The sequence below is a fragment of the Paenibacillus sp. FSL H7-0735 genome (assembly GCF_038008505.1).
GTDB lineage: Bacteria > Bacillota > Bacilli > Paenibacillales > Paenibacillaceae > Paenibacillus_AQ > Paenibacillus_AQ odorifer.
Genome location: NZ_JBBOZH010000001.1, coordinates 120,380 through 141,210, shown reverse-complemented (window position 1 = coordinate 141,210; position 20,831 = coordinate 120,380). Strand labels below are relative to the sequence as shown.

Genomic DNA, 20,831 nt, shown 5'->3' with positions numbered 1-20,831 from the left:
TAATCCGCCCTTTTTCGTAAAATATAGCTATTCACGCACCACTGGAGGTGCAGCATACAACATCGCATCACACATCTTAACCGTTCGTTTAATCAGAGATACATCATGTACACGTACGATCTGGCAACCCTGAGCTATCCCAAAAGCTACTGTAGCTGCGGTGCCTTCCACAACATCATCAGACGGCAAATCAAGTACCGTGCGGATGAATTTTTTGCGGGAAGTCGCCAGTAACAACGGATAACCTAACTCAGTCAACCCGTCTAAAAGCGTCATTGCCTGCAGGTTTTCATTATAATCCTTAGCAAAGCCGATACCTGGATCCAATATGATATTGGCCGGCTTAACGCCTGCGGCTACCGCAAGATCAATACTTTCCTTAAGGTCAGCCGACATATCCGCACTCAGATTCGTATAATTACGGTCCTGCCGGTTATGCATCAAAATAATAGGACAGTCAGCAGCAGCGGCCACTGCCGCCATTTCCGGATCGGCCTTACAACCCCATATGTCATTAATGATATGGGCACCCGCAGCTATAGCTTGGCGGGCTACTTCAGCTTTATAGGTATCGATAGATAACGGAAGGTGAGGTGCCGCCTTATGAATACTCTCGATCACAGGCAATACACGGGCTAACTCCTCTTCAAGTCCCACCGGTTGATGACCAGGACGAGTAGATTCACCGCCGATATCAATAATATCAGCACCCTCTGCAGCCATACGCAGCGCATGCTCAACTGCTTTGTCCGGATGATCCCAAAGTCCTCCATCCGAAAAAGAATCCGGGGTCACATTAAGGATGCCCATAATCAATGTTCGATTTCCTAACTCCAAGTCTGTATTTCCACAACGGTATGTCCGCTTAAAGAGGACTGGTCTCATTTCGAAATCGCCGTCCTATCTCTATATAATGAAATCAAGCCAGCAGTAATTGTTCCACACTGGCCAGTACCTATAGTAAATCTTGCATCTCCGTGCCACACCCCAGTAACAGGAACGATTTCTTGTACGGAATTGGTAAGAAACACTTCATCAGCAGCTTTTAACTGCTCCCAGTGATATGTTCCTTCTTCAACACTAAGGCCTGCACTAAGAGCCAGCTCCATTACCATTTCCCGGGTAATTCCCGGAAGTATCCCTGTTGTAAGATCTGGGGTATAGAGCCTGTTGTTTTTTACAAAAAAGATGTTGCTGACAATGCCCTCGGCAATAAATTCTTCTGCCGTCAGCATTAGTCCTTCAGCACCATTTGCCGCAGAAGTATACCCTCTAAGCTCTCGCTTAGCCAGAATGTTATTCATATAATGCAGCGACTTGAATCGCACTGTTCCCTCAGGAGTATTACGCCGCAAGGACAACAGCTGCAGCTCTTTGCCTTCACTATAGAGTTTATCTGGTACTTTCGGCAGCGCTTTGATGTACAACAAATGATTAGGCTTTTGATAATCACCAGCAGGTAATCCGAGAATATCCTCACCGGCTGTTACGGTATAGCGTATATAAGCTTCTTTTAATTCATTTTTGTCCATAACGCGCTTAATCCAGTCAAGTAGATGTGCCGCTTCTGCTTCAAATGGAATGCCCAGTGCCTTGCAACCCTCTGCCATACGCTTCAAATGACGCTCCAGCAAAAAGGGAACTCCCCCATAGGTCCTAAAGGTTTCGAACAAGCCAATGCCGTACAAAAAGCCGTGATCCAAGGCAGAAACCACGGTTTCTCGGGCGTCAATGACACCATTGTTAAATCCTATATATTTCATGCCGTTTCTCCGGCTCTCCGTTTCAAGAAATTACGCAGCATCGTATGACCATGATCCGTAATAATAGATTCCGGGTGGAACTGCACACCTTCAATAGGGTATTCTTTATGGCGCAATGCCATAATCTCCCCTTCTTCAGTCTCAGCCGTAATCTCCAAGCAATCTGGGAGACTCTCCCGCTCTACAATCAGTGAATGATATCGGGTAGCTGTAAATGGAGACTCCAGACCTTCAAAAACTGAGGTCCCGTTATGGTAAATAGGCGATGTCTTCCCATGCATCAAACGCTCAGCACGGATGACATTGCCACCAAATGCTTGTCCAATCGCTTGATGTCCAAGGCATACGCCGAAGATCGGAATGATCCCCTTGAAATGATGCAACAATTCCAGACTAATTCCCGCTTCATTTGGCGTACATGGGCCTGGTGAAATTAGAATATGGTCAGGTGCCAGCTTTTCAATCTCTTCGATGGTAATTTCATCATTGCGGTGCACTTTAACCTCTTCCCCAAGCTCACCTAAATACTGTACGAGGTTATACGTAAAGGAATCATAATTATCGATGACCAAGATCACAGTGCTACTCCCCCTTCGGCTCCGCTGGTAGCTGGCAATTCCTGCTGCAGTTCACTACAGAGTACTGCCTTCACTACCGCTTTGGCTTTATTATGGCATTCACGGTATTCACGGTAGGGATCGGAATCGATCACTATGCCGGCACCTGTCTGAATATATCCGACCCCGTCTTTTACAGCCAGCGTTCTTATAATAATATTTAATTCCATATTGCCGTTATAGTCAATAAAACCCATCGATCCTGTATAGGGTCCACGTCGAACCGGCTCCAATTCTTCAATAATCTCCATTGTCCTTACCTTGGGAGCCCCTGTAATAGTCCCCCCGGGGAATAAAGCTGCAATAACCGCATACGCGTCTTTATCCGGCGCAATCTGGCCCTCTACCTGCGAAACGAGATGCATCACATGAGAGTAGCGCTCCACCGTCATCAGCTCCGGCACGCTGACGGAACCGTATGCAGCGACACGCCCGATGTCGTTGCGTTCCAGATCGACAAGCATGATATGCTCGGCGATCTCTTTTTCGCTCCCGCGAAGCTCCGCCTCCATGGCGGCATCCTCCGCGGGAGTGAGTCCCCGGCGCCGGGTGCCGGCGATTGGCCGGGCGCTCACTTTGTCCCCGTGCAGCTTGACGAGCAGCTCCGGTGAAGCGCTGGACAGCGCGAAGCCGGGCGACCGCAAGAGCCCCATGTACGGGGACGGGTTGAGCTTGCGCAGCCACTCGTAAACATCCTCCGGCGGGGACTTCAGCTGCGCCTCCTGGCGCAGCGAGAGGTTCACTTGGAAGACATCGCCTTGGCGGATGTATTCCTGAACGTCCAGCACTGCCTGCTGAAACTTCTCAGGCGAAAAAGCGGAAGCCATGCCCGGCCACTCTCCTGATGAAACTGTAAGGGCCTCAATGCTGCCCACAGCCTCATCATCCAATCCTGCAGCTGAAGATATCAGCTGCCACTGCTCTACCATTTGTCCAGCCTGTTCTATACTGCCAAGATAAAGATTTTGCAGCTCTTCCATCCCACAGTCTGCTGGAACTGGAACGTGAACAGCACAATACAACACATGCTCTTCGTGATCATAAATCCATATCTCGTCAAACCTCATAAAAAGATAATCAGGAAAACCAGGATCATCTTGGGCAAGAGACGGCAATCGTTCCAAAGAACGAACCACATCATAACCAAGGAAACCAATACATCCACCAGAAAAAGGAGGAACATCTTCATCCTTTAACTTAGGTGACGTAAAATCCGACATCCATTGCTGCAGTAGCTCCAGCGGTTGTCCATGTAGTGTTGTTGCCTCAGGTATCCTCTCCTCGTCCACTGATGCTGATTCCAAAGATTCAGTAGGGAAGCTAAATACTTCCGCATTATCCTCCTTGCCCTTCAATATCGAAACAGGGTTCAAGCCCAAGTACGTATAACGGCCACCCTTACCACTTTCTAAAACTACAGAATACTGGGAAGCTAACTCCCAGGCTTTCTCCCAGGACGCGGGTAATTCGTTTGTGCACCGGGGGGATTTTATAATCAAGGGAAACATGCTCCAGTCTTCAGCAGCCCATTGTTCCCACTCGTTCCAGGTTGTTATGATTTCCAAAGCCATCCTCCTAAAAGTTTTGTCTAGCATCATCTTACAGTTTAATCTTCGAGACAAAACTCGCTTCGTAAGCATTTGCTTAGTTTTGTCCAATCATCAGTAGTATATTGCCTGTCAGTATACTGTACTTAAGGCATTATTGAAAAGCCCTCAGCGATAGGAAATTATTATGATTTTTTCGTTTTCTGCAAAAACCAGAGCTTTTTTCAACAATAATAAAATTACCACGTCTAGCCTGCCATATATGCACAGTACCTAATGCCTTTTAAATCAACGAAAAGAGTCTCCATCACCACCAAAAAAGTGGTATGAAGACTCTTATAGATTTACGTTATTGCAAACAATTACGCTTCGAAATTGTAAAGTGGTGTGCTCAGGTAACGTTCGCCGTTACTTGGGATAATGACTACTACTTTTTTGCCAGGGCCTAAATCTTTGGCTACTTTAAGTGCGGCAAATACAGCAGCACCTGAAGAAATACCAGACAAGACGCCTTCTTCTTTAGCTACACGACGTGCAGTTTCGAAAGCTTCATCATTCTCAACGTGGATGATTTCATCATAGATATCTTGGTTCAGAATCTCAGGGATAAAGTTAGCTCCGATACCTTGGATTTTGTGAGGGCCTGGTTTGCCTCCAGCCAAGATTGGGGAAGCAGCAGGCTCCACAGCATAGATCTTAATATCAGGATATTGGCTTTTCAGCACTTCACCCGCACCAGTGATCGTTCCGCCTGTTCCGATACCTGCAATAAAAGCATCCAAAGGACCGCCGATGGATTCAATAGCGTCAATAATTTCAGGTCCAGTAGTCTCACGGTGAATCTTCACGTTCGCTTTATTCTTGAATTGCTCGGATGGGAAATAGCTTGGGTTCTCTTTCAGAATTTCGTCTGCTTTCTTAACCGCACCATTCATACCTTCCGATCCTGGGGTCAGCACCAATTCCGCTCCATATGCGCGAAGGAGATTACGGCGCTCCAAGCTCATTGTTTCCGGCATTACGATAACTGCCTTATAACCTTTAGCAGCAGCTACAAGTGCCAGGCCGATACCAGTGTTACCACTAGTAGCTTCTACAATCGTACCTCCTGGTTTCAGTAGACCTTCACGCTCAGCTTCTTCCACGATGCTGATTGCAATCCGGTCTTTTACGCTTGATCCCGGGTTCTGATATTCCAATTTCAAATAAATATCTGCGGAGCCTTCCTGTGCCAGACGATTCAAACGAACGAGCGGAGTACCTCCGATCAATTCTGTTACGTTGTTAACGACTTTAGCCATGAGCAAAAACCTCCTTAGAATGATAAATGCGATATAAGAACGTAAATTGTGACTTTATGCTTCTGTGTGTGGAGTTTAAATTGTTGACCACCGTCAGTTATTTCCGACTAAAACGGTAGGGTTTACGTTAATATCATATTATCAATCTTGCAGGCTGTTGTCAATATTTATTGACACCTCATATTTATTGCGTAAATTGCTTTCCACCTGCTGCAAGGGAGGGGCTTGCTCCAAAGCCAGCTCTTGACGTACAAGCGCCCGAATTTCTTTCTGATCTGGCATTTCTGGAGAGTGAATACTCTCCAAGCGAATAATGGCGAAGTCTTCCCCTGTCTCGATCGGACCGGCTATATCACCCACATCCAATCCAGCCGCAGTCTTTAACATTCCCTCTGGCCAAAAAGGGTCGTCTTCCTCTACTTTGCCTAAACTGCCTCCATGCTGCCGACTCTCTTCATCAATAGACACTTCCCTAGCCAAATCAGCGAAATCCTCACCCTGTTCCAAGCGATCCATTACCTGCTGACCTTCCTCATAGGATGAAACCTTGATCATAGAAAGCTGCATTTCCTTTTTTGGAACGAAGCGCTCGGCATTTTGCTCTAAATAAGCATCTATATCGGCATCACTGATTGTAATGCCCACCGTGGCTATCGCTTGTAAGGACAGACGATAAGCTGTCTCTGCGAACACTTCCTGACGAGATAATCCCAGCTGAGATTGCATTTGAGCATAATATTGCGCTTCTGATTCGTATCCAACTATAGTGCGTGCCAGTTCCTGCTTAACCTCATCGTCTGTCACGGTAATTCCTAAGGCCTTAGCTTCCATGTCCACGACAATATGGTTAAGCATACTGATTAACACTTCTTCTCCATGCTTTTTTTTGAGCTCATCCATCCACTGCTGATCCGTTATCGGTTGTCCGCCTGCAGTCGCTACATCCGGTGATTCATTGTCTGTTGTATCTCCTTTAAGTAGGGCCATGGCGCGCAAACTCCAGAATAATAGACCCCCGAGCATTAAAGTTGCAACAGCTAGAATAATAACCGTATTGCGAAGTGCACGTTCCTGTCTCGTCATCATCCCAATGCCCTACGAATTCGCTTGTTCTAAAATGACCTGTAAATCGTCCTTATTGAAAACATAAGCCTCATTGCAAAAATGGCATACGACTTCAGCCTGTTCATCTTCTGCAATTAATCTCTCCAGTTCATCCCGCCCTAAGCTAACCAATGTCTGCTCTACCCGCTCACGCGAACACTGACAAGCAAAGTTAATATCCAGTTCATCCATAACCACTGCATCCGGCAAAAGGTAGCGCAGCATTTCTTCTGGCTCCAGCCCCTGATCGAGAAGTGCTGTTACAGAAGGCATCGCCCCTACAGCTTTTTCAATCTCAGTAATCTCCGCATCTGTCAGACCAGGAAGAAGTTGAACAATAAACCCTCCAGCCACAATTACCGACTCATCGGTATCTACCAATACACCTAGGCCAACCGCAGCTGGAGTTTGCTCAGAAACCGCAAAATAATAAGTAAAATCATCGCCAAGCTCCCCGGAGATAATAGGAATACTACCTCGGTACGGCTCTTTCATGCCTAAATCTTTTATAACATCAATGAACCCTTCAGTTCCCACCGCTCCAGCTACATCCAGTTTCCCCATACTATTGCTCGGTAAATGAATGTGTGGATTATGCACATAACCACGCACTTCTCCCAATGCATTGGATTCTGCAACGATTTGTCCGATCGGTCCATTCCCTTTAACCATAATACTCAGCTTCTCACTACCCTTGAGCATAGCGCCCATCATGGCTGCAGCGGTAACTGTACGTCCCATTGCGGCTGTAGCCGTTGGATACGTATCGTGTCTGCGTCTCAGTTCTTCAACCAATTCAGTTGTGCGGACAGCAAACGCTCTCACTTTACCATTAAGAGCCGTGCCGCGGATTAGTCGATCCTTCTTTTTTTCCATTGGGTGCATAGCCCTCCTATCTCTTCGCCTTTTTAGGCTTCTTTATCTTTATTGGTTACGATCGTAAATAATTCTTAATCCTTCTAGCGTTAACATAGGATTTACTTCATCAATACAGTCCGTTTCACCCGCAATTAGCGAGGCGAGGCCTCCGGTCGAAATAACCTTCAGTTCGGGAGCGTTCATCTCGACTTTAATTCGTTTAACGATGCCCTCAACCTGACCCGCATAGCCAAAAATAATTCCGGCCTGCATCGCATGCACCGTATTACGCCCGATGACCTTTTTAGGCTTCTCCAATTCAATTCGCGGCAGCTTAGATGCCCGCTGGTATAATGCCTCTGTTGAAATGCCTAGACCAGGAACTATCGCGCCACCAAGATAATTAGCACCTGCATCAATGCAATCAAAAGTCGTAGCCGTACCAAAATCAACAACCACAAGTGGACATTTGTATTGTTCAATCGCAGCAACTGCATTAACAATCCGGTCTGCGCCAATTTCACGCGGATTCTCATAACGTAAGTTAAGCCCCGTCTTAATCCCTGGTCCAACAATCAATGGGTCTTTCCCTATATATTTAATACACATATCCTCAATAGTCTTAACCAGTGGTGGAACAACAGAAGATATAATTACACCTTCAACGTCTTTGACAGATATACCTGACATGTGAAAAAGATTGTGTATCATTACTCCATATTCATCCACGGTCGATTGGCGCGCAGTGCTTAGCCGAAAATGATGCAGCAATTCGCGTTTTCTATATACACCGAGAACAATATTGGTATTACCGATATCGACAGCAAGCATCATGACAAAGGCCCTTCCTTCTTAGCATTAAGGTCTAGACTGATATCCAGACTGGAGAAGGAGTACGTAAGGCGCCCGACAGAAATCACATCCACACCCGTTTCAGCAATCCCGCGTACGGTTTCTAACGATACATTTCCAGAAGCCTCTGTCTTAACATGCGGAGCTTGGGATTTAATCCTAACCACGGCTTGCTTCATCATATCGTTAGACATGTTATCGAGCATTATAATGTCGGCACCTGCTGCCAGCGCCTCTTCGACTTGCTCTAAATTTTCGGTCTCCACTTCGATGCTCATCGTATGCGGGATGTTCTTCCGAGCACGACCTACAGCCTGCCGAATACCACCCGCGCCTTTGATATGATTATCCTTGATCATAACTGCATCATATAAGCCAAAACGGTGATTAAAGCCTCCACCAATACGAACAGCATATTTCTCCAGCATCCGGTGACCTGGTGTTGTCTTACGTGTATCCACTAAGCGAGTCGGTAATCCCTCCAGCACCTGCACGAAAGAAGCTGTACGTGATGCCACACCCGAAAGACGCTGCATCAAGTTAAGCGCAAGCCGCTCACCTGTTAGAATCGCATGTGTGCTGCCCTCAACCTCAATAATTACAGTCCCTTTGGTTACAGCTTGACCTTCCTCGACAAGGGCTGTAAAACTAAGCGCCGGATCCACAATTTCAAAGACCAGCTCTGCAATTGGGATGCCACAAATTATCCCGTCTTCCTTGGCATGAATAATCCCTTTGGACTCATGGCCCACTGGAATCGTCATCTGCGTGGTTACATCTCCGGAACCAACATCTTCCCGCAACCAAGCCTTGATAGATTGTACTAGTTCTTCATTGTAACCATTAAACATCATCGCTTAATTCCTCCACTATTCCCAGTTCGCGAATTTGAAGCAGGTGCTTACGCCACTGATCATCATCCCGCTGCGGATAATCCTCACGGTAATGCGCCCCACGGCTCTCTTCCCGTGCCAGAGCAGACTCTGTCACAAGCAAACAGCAGGTCAGCATATTAGCAAATTCATATTCCTCACGTTTGGACAAAGCTGATCCAAAGATTGGCAGCTGTCGTTTTAATTCATCTAATCCTTTAAGTAACATCTCTTCGTTACGACGTAGTCCGGCATATCGAACCATTACCTTCTGTAGCTTCAAACGACGTTCCACAATAGCTTGAGTTGGCGAATCTACACGGCCCTCGTTACTGATAACCGATAAAACATCACGGTCCAGCGGGGAAAGCTCATGAATCCGATCAATAATACGCTGTCCAAATACAATGGCCTCAGATAAAGAATTACTAGCTAAACGGTTAGCGCCATGCAGGCCTGTGGAGGAAACCTCTCCGCAAGCAAACAGACGCGGGACGGTACTCTCTCCATTCAGATCGGTCTTAATCCCCCCCATCATATAATGCGCAGCAGGAGCCACTGGAATCCAATCACTTGTAATATCCAGTCCATAGCCCATACATGTCTCATATATTGTGGGAAACCGATGCTTCACCATCTCTGGAGATTCATGTGTAATATCCAAATAAACGAACGTTGATTTAGTAAGTTCCATTTCACTTACAATAGCTCGCGCTACAATATCCCGCGGGGCTAGTTCAAGCAGGTTATGATAACGCTCCATGAACCGCTCTCCATTAATATTGCGCAAGACTGCTCCTTCCCCACGCACAGCTTCGGAGATTAAAAATCTAGGAGCTCCTGGGTAACTAAGTGCTGTAGGATGAAATTGAATAAATTCCATATCTCGTATATGAGCACCAGCGCGATAGGCGATCGCTACACCATCTCCTGTAGCTACCTCAGGGTTGGTAGTGTATCGATATAATTGTCCTGCTCCACCAGAGCACAAAATGGTCGCATCCCCTTGCAGGAACAACCGTCCACCACCGGGCCGCTGCAATAATGCGCCTACACATTCGCCACCTTCAGTGATGAGATCGATAACATAATGATCATCCCAGACCTCAATATTCTCATGTTCCGCTACCTGTTCCGCCAATGCACGAACAATCTCATAACCGGTAGCATCCCCATTAGCATGCAAAATACGGCGGTGGCTGTGCGCTCCTTCCTGAGTCAAAGCCAGTACCCCATCTTCCTTATCAAACAGAGTTCCTAAGCGAATTAACTCATGAACGCCTTCCGGCCCTTCATTAACAAGTGCATCGACAGCTGTTGAGGAGCAAAGACCTGCTCCGGCCATTAAGGTATCCTGCCGGTGGTAAGCAGGGGAATCATCCTCAGCTATAACAGCTGCGATCCCCCCCTGTGCATAGCGAGTATTACTTTCCATTACTGATTTCTTTGTGATCATTATGACACGCCGATCTTCACTGGCTTTAATAGCCGTGAATAATCCGGCAATCCCTGAACCAATAACAATACAATCTGTCTTTACCGTAGGAATATCCCGAAGATCAAAATCAACCAAATATTGTGGAATCATGACCGCTTTTCACCTGTTTCAACGAAAGAGTAGCGCATGCTACCGGACTTGTAGCATGCGCTCTAGGGATGTTCTGGCTTTGTCGGCGACAGCAGGCGGTACATAGATTTGTGGCTTCATCGTCTCCAGGCATTTCACCAGTTTTTTTAGATTATTAACTTTCATATTAGGACAAACAAGAAATTTGGTAGCAAAATGGAATTCTTTATCTGGACTATCCTTACGAAGCTGATATCCGGTACCATCTTCCGTTCCAACGATAAATTGCTTACGATCCGATTTCCGGCAATACTCCAGAATTGATGTAGTGCTGCCTACATAGTCACCCATGGCCACTACTTCAGGACGGCACTCTGGATGAACTACAAATTCCGCATCTGGATATTTTGCTCTCATCTCTACTACATCTTTGACGGTCAACATGTCGTGAGTGTTGCAATAGCCTTCCCAGATAATCAGCTTCTTGCCCGTCTGATCTTGTACATATTGACCAAGATTCTTATCTGGGACCCAAATAATCTCTTCGGCGTCAAGGGATTCGATTACTTTCACAGCATTAGCAGAGGTACAACAAATATCGGTTTCTGCTTTAATCTCGGCGGACGAGTTGATATAAGTGACTACTTTAGCATTTGGATGTTGAGCTTTTAGCTTACGTAAACCGTCTACATTGACCATATCTGCCATTGGACAGCCTGCACGTTCATCAGGAATTAGGACGGTTTTGTTCGGGGCTAAAATTTTTGCACTTTCCCCCATGAAATGAACACCGCAGAATACAATAACTTCCGCATCTGTCTCTGCAGCCTTCTGAGCGAGTAAAAAAGAGTCGCCCCGGAAATCGGCAACCTCCTGAATTTCATCACGCTGATAATAATGAGCTAAAATGATTGCGTTTCGTTCCTTTTTAAGCTGTTCAAGACGTATACGAAGTTCTCGATTCTGTTCCTGCTTGCGCTCAAGCGCCAGAGCTTCCACCGATTGTTCTCCCCCTTAAATCCTCGCGGCTTTTCGCCGACATGATGTTATCAAATGGCATGCGCCATCATGGTGAAAAAATGAACATGCTGATATAAATAGTAAGTAATATTAATCACTAATGTACACAACGTTCCAGCCCCTGTCAATGTAACTGGACAGGCTTTAAGGCATAGAATCCCTTAAAAATTAAAATAAAAAATCCGGAGAACAGTTACGTTCTCCGGATAAATTTACATCATATGAATGGTGGACCCAATTAGGTAAGGCTAGTGCCCCCACCTTTGTTGTCATCACCGGAACCGTCATTACCCTCAGAATCAGGGTTATTCGGGATATCCTTTGATAAGTCAGGAAGTGTGGACTGTTCATCCTCAGGCTTGCCTTGAATGCGAACTCGCACATCACCGATATTGTCGATGACAGGCTCGCCAACTTCATGGGCAACACCTTCGCCACCCTCTGGTTTACCATCCTCGGAAAGGAATCCTTGTTCAATCAGTTGTGTGATCTGATCAAGCTCAAGTGTTTCTTTCTCAAGTAATGTATTGGCAATCAAGTGCATTTCTTTGGAGTGTTTGATCAACAGATCTTTACAACGTTCGTAACTCGAAGTAATAAAGTTCTGCATTTCCTGATCAATCTCATAAGCAATGGAGTCACTGTAATTCTGTTCATGCCCAATATCACGACCTAAGAATACTTGACCTTGAGAAGATCCGAACTGCATAGGTCCAAGCTTATCGCTCATACCGTACTCCATAATCATGGCACGCACGATGCGCGTAGCCTGTTGGAAGTCACTGTATGCACCCGTACCGATCTCACCAATAAACAATTCTTCGGCAACACGTCCACCAAGTAATCCAGTAACCTTATCTAAAAGCTCCTGCTTGGTAACGATCATCCGATCTTCCTTCGGAAGCATAATAACGTATCCGCCTGCACGTCCGCGTGGGATAATAGTAACTTTATGCACCATATCGGCGTGCTCAAGGAAGTAACCAGCAATAGTATGGCCTGCTTCATGATAAGCTACAATACGTTTCTCGCGGTCACTGATCACACGGCTGCGTTTCTCAGTACCTACGATAACACGGTCAATAGCTTCATCCACTTCAATCATGGAAATATCTTTACGGTTACGGCGTGCAGCTAGCAATGCTGCCTCATTCAGCAGATTCTCCAAATCAGCACCTGTGAATCCGGTTGTGCGTTTAGCAACAACATCCAGTCTTACATCTTTCGTAAGCGGTTTGTTACGAGCGTGCACCTTAAGTACAGCTTCACGGCCTTTCACATCAGGACGGTCAACCGTAATTTGACGGTCAAAACGTCCTGGACGAAGCAATGCCGGATCAAGTATATCAGCGCGGTTAGTCGCCGCTACAATAATAATGCCTTCGTTACCACCGAATCCATCCATCTCAACCAGCAATTGGTTAAGCGTCTGCTCACGCTCGTCATGTCCGCCACCAAGACCGGCACCACGCTGACGACCCACAGCATCAATTTCATCAATGAAGATAATACATGGAGCATTCTTCTTAGCATTCTCGAACAAATCACGTACCCGAGAAGCACCGACACCCACGAACATTTCCACAAAGTCAGAACCGGAAATACTAAAGAAAGGAACGCCAGCTTCACCTGCTACCGCACGGGCAAGCAATGTTTTACCTGTTCCCGGAGGACCTACAAGCAATACGCCCTTAGGAATACGTGCGCCGACAGCTGCAAATTTGCGTGGATCTTTCAGGAACTCAACGACTTCGACAAGCTCTTGCTTCTCTTCGTCCGCCCCTGCAACATCCTCAAAGCTGATTTTCTTCTTCTCTTCATTATATAACCGAGCCTTGCTCTTGCCGAAATTCATGACTTTACCGCCGCCACCTTGCGCCTGATTAAACAGGAAGAAGAACAAGATGAACATAATTACCAGTGGGATAATTGAAGAAAGGAATGTCAGCCAAATGCTGGTACCTTCCATTTTCTTCTGAGTTAATTCAATCCCATTAACATCACTGGCTTGAATCAGTTCATTGATAGCGGCATCTGTAGGAGGAATATATGTGGAGAAGCTTTTCGATTTAGTATCGGCAGGCAGCTCTCTATACTCGCCTGTGACCAGAAAGGCATTACCCTCAAACTGAACCGTCAAATCCTTCACATTGTTGTTCTTGATCTCCTGCCGTAACTCGTCGTATCTAGGGAAATCGGCGGCTTCATTTCCATTGCTCACAAACTGGACAATACCCACCACGACTAAAAATAAAATCAAATAAAAACCAGAATTCCGGATGAACCGATTCATCCCCTACCTCCTCTCACAACACTCAAGTTATTGTACCATAGCCTCTTGGGACACCTCAAATAAAGGAAGTTGTGGGTATCCGATCCGTATGATCGAGGCAGTCCTTAGTTCAATTGGAATAAATCTCAGGTTTCAGTACTCCAACATATGGGAGGTTCCGATACCGCTCGGCATAATCCAATCCGTAGCCTACTACAAATTCGTCAGGTAACACGAAGCCTGTGTAGCTGGCTTCAAGATTAACAGTGCGGCCTGATGGTTTATCAAACAAGGTAACCACAGAGATAGTAGCAGCATTCCGGTTGCGGAGCAACTCAATTAAATAGCTGAGTGTAAGACCACTGTCAATAATATCTTCAACGATCAAGATATCGCGGCCTTCTACCGATACATCCAAATCCTTAATAATTTTGACTACTCCAGAGGACTTGGTGGATGCTCCATAGCTGGACACTGCCATGAAATCCATCTCAACAGGTACTGTAATGGCTTTAACCAAATCTGCCATAAATATAAACGCACCTTTTAGTACACAAATGACTAAAGGGGTACGACCTGCGTATTCTTCGCTCAGTGTTCGACCGAGCTCCTTAATTTTCTGCTGAAGTTCCTCTTCGGTGATCAATACTTCTTGAATATCGTTTTGCAACTTGCGAAACCTCCTAAGTTATACTATGAAAGACTTACTTCGACCATTACGTTTCTTCGCGGTCATCCAGCTCTGCCAGAGACAATAGAAGTACGGAGGTCGTGTGCCGCCCTACTGCGGCATGCATCGAGCGTCTTACGCCCGGAATCCAGACGATATTGCCCAAACCATCACAAACGAGGGGAATCAATGACCGTTCGGAAGCAGGTATTTTATCATCAATATAAATATCTTTTACCTTTTTGCTTCCGTTTAATCCCATGATCCTTATGGTATCTCCAGGCAATCGGGATCGTATCGTCAGTGGAAAGACCAGTTCATCACGGTCAAACCAAGCCGACATCTTCCCATAATCCTCCCCCTGTACAAAAAAGTTTTCTCTCTCCAGTACCGCCATCGACATCACCTTACCTATTTCCTCCAATTTAAGCTTAGAGTCCGGTAAAAACAGACGATATGTATAGCTTGCCTGTGGCGTCGTGGGCTTGGACGAGAACAAGATACTATCATATTGCCGCACACAAGTCAGGCCTCCACCCAAATCCAAGCTCCAGGTGGTGGGATAGCTCTGCAGCGTTCCCCGACGTACAGTTTCGATCTTGGGGAAATCAAGGGCAGATAAATCCGCCGACAGATAATTTAATATTAGTTTAATCAAACGCCGTTGTAAAGCGGAGGGTATGGCAGCAAATGAAGCTCTGTTAAAGGTGTATTTCCCATCCCCTTCCGAAACTAGCTCTTCAAAGCATTTTGCCGCAGACGTCTCCATATACTCATCTTCAGCTCCCGCAATTTCCGCAAGCTGTACGAGGGATTGCTTCACTCTGCCATTATACTTTTCCAGAAAAGGAAGAACTTCCAAACGAATGGCATTCCGCTTGTATTTCGTCAGCAGATTGGTGGCATCCTCAGCATAAGTGAAACCTTCATTTTGGCATAACCCTAAAAGTGCTGTTTTGTTAATACGTAGGAATGGGCGAATGAGTTCCACCTTTTTTTCTGTTCTTTTCCACTTGATACCCGACAGTCCAGATAAGCCACTTCCGCGTAATAGACGCATAATTACAGTTTCTGCCTGATCATCAGCATGATGAGCCAGAGCAACAGAACGCGCCCCATACCGGTGTGCCGTATCAATCAGAAATTCGTACCGTTTCTCACGTGCAGTACCCTCAGGACCAAGTCCACTCTCTTTAGCCAAGGAGGGAATATCGAATTCCGCAAACTCAAAGGGCAGTCCCAGTTCTTCAGCCATACCACGTACGAGCTCTGCCTCTTCCTTCGACTCCGGCCTAAATCCATGATTCACATGAGCACATATTAAGGTAAGCGGTATAAATTTTAAAGATATTTCATGTAAAACATGCAAAAGAGCCACAGAATCCGGGCCGCCGGAAACTGCGACTACAATGGTGTCATGGGGCGCCCACAGCTCATGCTCGGCTGCTGACTCCAATACAGACTCCACCAGTCCATTCATTTGCTCCATATGCGCCCCCCTCTCTCTCCAACTATATGTATGAGTTCAAAAACGGAATACCCAATAAATCGTAAAGGCGAGCAAAAACAAAGACAATGCGAATGCATTTTTTAACCACCGGGGGGTGTCCATACTATCCGGGCGCTTTCTGCGCGAGTTATAAATATGGTTTCGCCAGACCTCAGTAGCATCCGCAGAGCCTGAGAACCCCCCTTTTAACGCCATACAAATCCAGGAGGATAGTTTCTTATTGGGTAAATTTCTAGCCAGCTTAAATAATTCGTCCACACTTCTCGTCTGCGGCAGCTGTAAGGCTGCCTTTTTGAGCCCTTCTTCATTGAGCAAACGAAGACACAGCACAGCAAATGCGAAAAGATCGTAACCCTCATCGCTGATTCGACTGCCCGCATTCCAGAAACCACGATCATGCCATTCGGTAAACTGCTTCACACTACGACCAATAGGGCTTGTGCCCCCAAAGTCGATCAGTTCCACTTCACCGTATTTCGATACCATGACGTTCTCGGGCTTCAAATCACCGAACACAAATCCACATTCATGCAGTGTGCGCAGCTTTTCAAGCAGACCAAGACCTACCAGGCCTAACCAATCGGGACCGTTTTTCGATAAAAAATGATGCAGCGGTTTGCCTTCAACATACCTCATCACATAGAAGGGGATATTATCCCCATTCGCAAAATCATCCGCTTCCAAAAAATAAGAAGACAATGGATTCTCACGACGAGCCCGATGTTCATTCCGCTTTCGTCGCGATTGCAGCGAGGTCAGCACATTGATCTCCGATTGAAGTTCAAGTGTATCGTATCCGATTTTTAGCGCGTACCTTTCCCGTCTGCCTTCTCTTTGCACAAGATATACGGTTCCGTTCGCGCCCCTTCCCAGCATCCGCTCAACGACATAACGGTTACCCCGCCATTTGCCGTTAATTAAGGTACCAGTAGGATAGGACGGATTAGACGACATACCCACCAATCATCCCTTCTCTTTCGTCGTGGTCATCGCTTAGTCGGCGTCCACGATGTTCATCCAGTGTATCATAACGATAATGTTCAAGCACCTTGAAAATAGCTGGGCCAGTCGGTGTTGCGCCTCTCATGTGTAATTTAGAGAATAGCGTACGAATACCTGACATGTCATGCGTCCAATCTAGATCAAGCTTGGCATCTTCACTGCTGTTATTTCCGGGAAAATGAAACACAGCGATCTCACTCTTGCCTTCCCGTGCTTCTAAACTGAGAGCCAAATCGCGAATTGCATCCTCCACAGCACCCAGTTTAGGTTTCATACTGGCACTGGCATCGATAAGAAGTGCAATGCGCAACGGCGTTGTTTCTGTCAGTTCATCTACAACTGTAACAACCTGTGAACGTTGAACAGGAGGCAGCTGATCCAGTGAGCCGTCGCCTAGTATCTTTTTTACCTCTTTATTAACCGCCTGCTGGATCGTCTGAACCACGGTCTTGCGTGTCATCATCTGAATCGTCTGCGCCAGTTGTGGTGTTCCGACTATTCGGCTAAGGCCTCCCCCGGCCTTGGCAATGTCGGCAATCTCCCGGCTGCCGATTTCACCGATCGTACCATAATCAACTACACCGACCACATTTACGGTGATTCCCTCCTGCAGGGCATGCGCCGCTGCCAACACCGGACTTTCTCCTACATTCGAACAACCGTCAGTAATGAGCATAATTTGCTTCATAACCCTCAACTCCCCCTTTGTTTGAACCTCTGTTTCTAGCATATCCAGAAATGAGAGATTTCAAACGGTCGATGTTAAGTGGGAGTCTAGATCAAAACAGAGGGGTTAGTGAATAGGGGAGCTGCGAGAAATGTTTGGGCTTTCGATCGCTGTTGTCCTCAGATTCCTTGATTAGAACCGCTTCTCGCGGTTGGAATCCGAGGACAAAGGCGAACGCTCCGCTTCTACAGCTCCAAACTTTCTCTCCGTTCCATACCTTCACTAGTAAACAGTTTAGATCTACAGATTCCGTCCCAAGTCAGCCGACCATTGAAACGAGAATAGTAGAGGCCGGCGAGTTACACATCACGGACTCGCCTTGACTGCCTCCATTAGCACGACGCCTTACGCGTGCCTTAAACTATACAAGCAACACGACGCTTCGCGCGTACCCAACATTAAAACCTACTAAACCTAAACCTAAAATAACTAACTTACCGTACGCGGGCGCTCCATACGGCCGATGCCCGGCATATGCAGGCTGGACCATTCCGGATGGAAATGATCAAGACGGCTGACGACAATAGTCATGTCATCAAGGATCTCATTGCCCTGGTAACGGATCACTTTCTCCAACAGGCTGTCCGCTAAATCTTGAGGATCATCACCCTCAAGCTCTTGGATCATCCGTTTCATCCATATCTCCTTATTAACGGCATATCCAGGCGCATCATAAATACCATCGGTCATCATAATTAAAATATCGCCGGGGCGAAGCTGCATACTGATTAAATCCACATCAATATCTTTAATGATTCCTATCGGCAGATTGCTAGAGGTTATTGGAATGACCTCACTCCCCCTCCGGATAAAGCTTGGTGCAGAAGCAATCTTCATAAACGTTGTCTGCGCAGAATATTGATCGATTAAAGCCATGTCGACAGTAGCATAGAATTCATCAGGGGAGCGTAATAAAAGAATTGAGTTGACCGACTTTACAGCCAGCTTCTCATCCATTCCGGATTGCAGCAGCTTTTCTAACATGCCGAGTGCGGCACTGCTCTCCATCCTTGCCCGTTCACCATTCCCCATTCCATCACTGATGGAAACTGCAAAGGTGCCATTGCCAAGCTCTACGGTGCTGAAGCTATCGCCAGATAGCATATCTCCACCTTTAGAAACAACTGCCACACCCGTATTTACCTCAAAGGCTTTGGCTGAACCAAAGGTAACCATCGAGAGTCCTTCCCGGGGATGAACCGCCGTCTCACTCATGACAGCAATATTCTCATCCAGAATGTCGGAGAGGAGTGGGGCAATCATTTTACGGCATTCATCAAAACCGCGATTATAAGCGTGCACTACTTCTATTTCTACGCGTCCGGGGTCCAGACTTAAAATTTCAATGCCATGAATAGACAGTCCCAATTTCTCAAGAGCCTCGCGGATTTGCGCTTCCTGCCGATACATGGCCTGTCCCTCACGCTTAATTTCCTTGGCCAAGTCTTCCATAACCTGTGACACGCCGGACAGCTGCTCGGCAACAAATTGCCGACTATCGTATATTTGTCTTTTCCACCGCATATCATGTTGGTAGAGATCATATTGTCCCTTCATGACCTCAAGCACTTCACCGGTTTTGCCACAAATACGGCTCCATTCCGGTGGCAGCTGAGCAGCCGTAATATCAGGGCATTCCTCAACAGTTGTCATCATATCTGTCATGTATCTATATGTCTGATAGAATTTTGCATCCCAGCAGTGAGTACGGCGAATGCAGCCAGCGCAGGCTCCTTCTGTGACCGTATTCATAAAATCTTCCATTTCACGATCCGATTTGCCCACTTCTCCGGCACGTGGAATCTGACCAAAGCTACTGGAGAGCTGTTGGAATACCTGTGAGAATTGAGTGACCCGTTCTGCAGTCAGATCCCTGACCCTGCGGGCATATTCATGTTGAGATCGGCTATGATCTGACGTGCCCGGTACATATTTTGCAATCGCTGATATCATCGCCTTAGGTGTTATTAGAAACAACACTACTGCTGCGCAGGTCTCCCATGTTGAGGCCATCATATCACCCGGACCCGTAAAATAGACGGAAAGGATCGTTGATCCTAGCAGCATGCCAATAGATACCGCACCCTTTCGCCCACCTTGCATCATTCCCGCTAGCATTCCGGAAAAAGCAAGCAGACTCATCTGATAGATAGCACTGATATCGGCCAGACTAAGGATCAACCCCGTCACCACCCCAACAGCTGCACCGAGGGGAGCGCCCCCTGCCATGGCAAAGAGCAGAATTAAATAACGAGACAATATATGCTCTAATGACAAACCATTAAGGGTCCATCCCACAAGGCCTGTCATTACGGAGGCTAACAGAATAATAAGGCATAAAACCTCCTCATTCCTCAGCGATCTGCTCTTTTGTTTGTAAGTTAGTAGAGGAAGTGCCTGAATGAACACAAGAGTAAGTACAAACCCAAGTAAAGCATCCAGAGTTGTCATCATAAAGGGGTACCAGGAAAGAGAAGGTCCGAGAACAATCTTGAACAGGCCAACCATAAACGAGGATACGAATACCATAAGGGGTGCATAGGACAAATCTATTCGTTCGAAACTTTCAAGCCCTCTATAAACAAGAAAGAAGATAATCAGTTCAGCCGTAGTAACCAAGGCACCCGGAAACGGAGTGAAGAGACTTCCAGCTATAATAGCACCCGCTACAGGTAAAATAGAGTCTCGACGCATAAACACAATGACGGCAAAATATGCGACAGCAAAAGGGGACAGCTCGTCCAGGATCATAGCTCTACCTAGCAGAAACCCCATAAAACTTAACAGAAGCATCCACTTCTTCGCTGTTATAAGCTGAATATAACGCTGCTTCTGACCCCAAGCTATAATACGCGTGCCTAAGGCTTGTCTCTGCTTCTTATCTTCGCTTCCCACTCTTGTCCACTCTGGCAAATTCACCACATTGCTTTTACTCATTACCCTACACCACCCGTTTAAGAATTTATGGTTCTCATTATATAGCGGGTCATTTGAGAAAGTTTGTCAGAAATGGAGGGACAGTCATAAGAAATTTCCGACAAAAAAGCCTTTGTTCATTATTCCTAAAAAAATAGAGCGATCCCTTGCGGCGCAGTAGTTTGCTTCTCCTCAAGCTTGATTCCAGTGCAGTTTTAGGCGCAAGCCTGGCG

Annotated in this window: 17 protein-coding genes; all 17 read right to left on the bottom strand. The window is 46.4% G+C overall.

Features of this window, described 5'->3' with window-relative positions; genetic code table 11:
• Window positions 1-27: 27 nt before the first annotated feature.
• Entirely contained in the window at window positions 28-885 is an 858-nt protein-coding gene (gene folP, locus NSS82_RS00665; protein ID WP_076099927.1) for a dihydropteroate synthase, read from the bottom strand.
• Window positions 882-1,763 carry an aminotransferase class IV gene (locus tag NSS82_RS00660; RefSeq protein WP_076273190.1) on the bottom strand — a complete coding sequence of 294 codons (882 nt, stop codon included), beginning with the start codon at window positions 1,761-1,763 and terminating at the stop codon, window positions 882-884. Before NSS82_RS00660 ends, folP begins: the two co-directional genes overlap by 4 nt.
• Complete coding sequence (pabA, locus tag NSS82_RS00655) at window positions 1,760-2,341, bottom strand: aminodeoxychorismate/anthranilate synthase component II (protein WP_036678733.1); 582 nt, start codon at window positions 2,339-2,341, stop codon at window positions 1,760-1,762. Before pabA ends, NSS82_RS00660 begins: the two co-directional genes overlap by 4 nt.
• A complete protein-coding gene (locus NSS82_RS00650) occupies window positions 2,338-3,951 on the bottom strand; it encodes an anthranilate synthase component I family protein (RefSeq protein WP_076099924.1) in 1,614 nt (537 codons plus the stop codon). The genes pabA and NSS82_RS00650 overlap by 4 nt, the downstream gene beginning before the upstream one ends.
• A 338-nt stretch (window positions 3,952-4,289) precedes the next feature.
• On the bottom strand, window positions 4,290-5,228 hold the full coding sequence (gene cysK / locus NSS82_RS00645; RefSeq protein ID WP_036678737.1) for a cysteine synthase A: 939 nt from the start codon (window positions 5,226-5,228) through the stop codon (window positions 4,290-4,292).
• 141 nt (window positions 5,229-5,369) lie between these two features.
• Entirely contained in the window at window positions 5,370-6,314 is a 945-nt protein-coding gene (locus NSS82_RS00640) for a peptidylprolyl isomerase (protein WP_081383712.1), read from the bottom strand.
• 9 nt (window positions 6,315-6,323) lie between these two features.
• Window positions 6,324-7,208, bottom strand: coding sequence for an Hsp33 family molecular chaperone HslO (gene hslO, locus NSS82_RS00635; protein WP_036678742.1), 885 nt, complete (start codon window positions 7,206-7,208; stop codon window positions 6,324-6,326).
• Window positions 7,209-7,256: 48 nt separating this feature from the next.
• The gene (locus tag NSS82_RS00630; RefSeq protein ID WP_036678745.1) at window positions 7,257-8,024 is read right to left on the bottom strand and encodes a type III pantothenate kinase; all 768 of its coding nucleotides are present in this window, start codon (window positions 8,022-8,024) and stop codon (window positions 7,257-7,259) included.
• Window positions 8,021-8,896, bottom strand: coding sequence for a carboxylating nicotinate-nucleotide diphosphorylase (nadC, locus tag NSS82_RS00625; RefSeq protein ID WP_076105844.1), 876 nt, complete (start codon window positions 8,894-8,896; stop codon window positions 8,021-8,023). Before nadC ends, NSS82_RS00630 begins: the two co-directional genes overlap by 4 nt.
• On the bottom strand, window positions 8,886-10,502 hold the full coding sequence (nadB, locus tag NSS82_RS00620) for an L-aspartate oxidase (RefSeq protein ID WP_076105842.1): 1,617 nt from the start codon (window positions 10,500-10,502) through the stop codon (window positions 8,886-8,888). The genes nadC and nadB overlap by 11 nt, the downstream gene beginning before the upstream one ends.
• 39 nt (window positions 10,503-10,541) lie before the next feature.
• On the bottom strand, window positions 10,542-11,480 hold the full coding sequence (gene nadA, locus NSS82_RS00615; protein ID WP_036678753.1) for a quinolinate synthase NadA: 939 nt from the start codon (window positions 11,478-11,480) through the stop codon (window positions 10,542-10,544).
• Between the two features lie 259 nt (window positions 11,481-11,739).
• A complete protein-coding gene (gene ftsH / locus NSS82_RS00610; RefSeq protein WP_036678755.1) occupies window positions 11,740-13,794 on the bottom strand; it encodes an ATP-dependent zinc metalloprotease FtsH in 2,055 nt (684 codons plus the stop codon).
• 109 nt (window positions 13,795-13,903) lie between these two features.
• Window positions 13,904-14,443: a hypoxanthine phosphoribosyltransferase gene (hpt, locus tag NSS82_RS00605; RefSeq protein ID WP_036678757.1), complete on the bottom strand. Its 540-nt coding sequence runs from the start codon at window positions 14,441-14,443 to the stop codon at window positions 13,904-13,906.
• Window positions 14,444-14,489: 46 nt separating this feature from the next.
• Window positions 14,490-15,932, bottom strand: a complete 1,443-nt coding sequence (gene tilS, locus NSS82_RS00600) for a tRNA lysidine(34) synthetase TilS (protein WP_038568032.1) — start codon at window positions 15,930-15,932, stop codon at window positions 14,490-14,492.
• A 36-nt stretch (window positions 15,933-15,968) separates the two neighbouring features.
• Entirely contained in the window at window positions 15,969-16,907 is a 939-nt protein-coding gene (locus tag NSS82_RS00595) for a serine/threonine protein kinase (protein WP_036678862.1), read from the bottom strand.
• Window positions 16,897-17,643 carry a VWA domain-containing protein gene (locus NSS82_RS00590; protein ID WP_038568031.1) on the bottom strand — a complete coding sequence of 249 codons (747 nt, stop codon included), beginning with the start codon at window positions 17,641-17,643 and terminating at the stop codon, window positions 16,897-16,899. The genes NSS82_RS00595 and NSS82_RS00590 overlap by 11 nt, the downstream gene beginning before the upstream one ends.
• A 468-nt stretch (window positions 17,644-18,111) precedes the next feature.
• Window positions 18,112-20,619, bottom strand: a complete 2,508-nt coding sequence (spoIIE, locus tag NSS82_RS00585) for a stage II sporulation protein E (RefSeq protein ID WP_036678764.1) — start codon at window positions 20,617-20,619, stop codon at window positions 18,112-18,114.
• Window positions 20,620-20,831 lie beyond the last annotated feature (212 nt).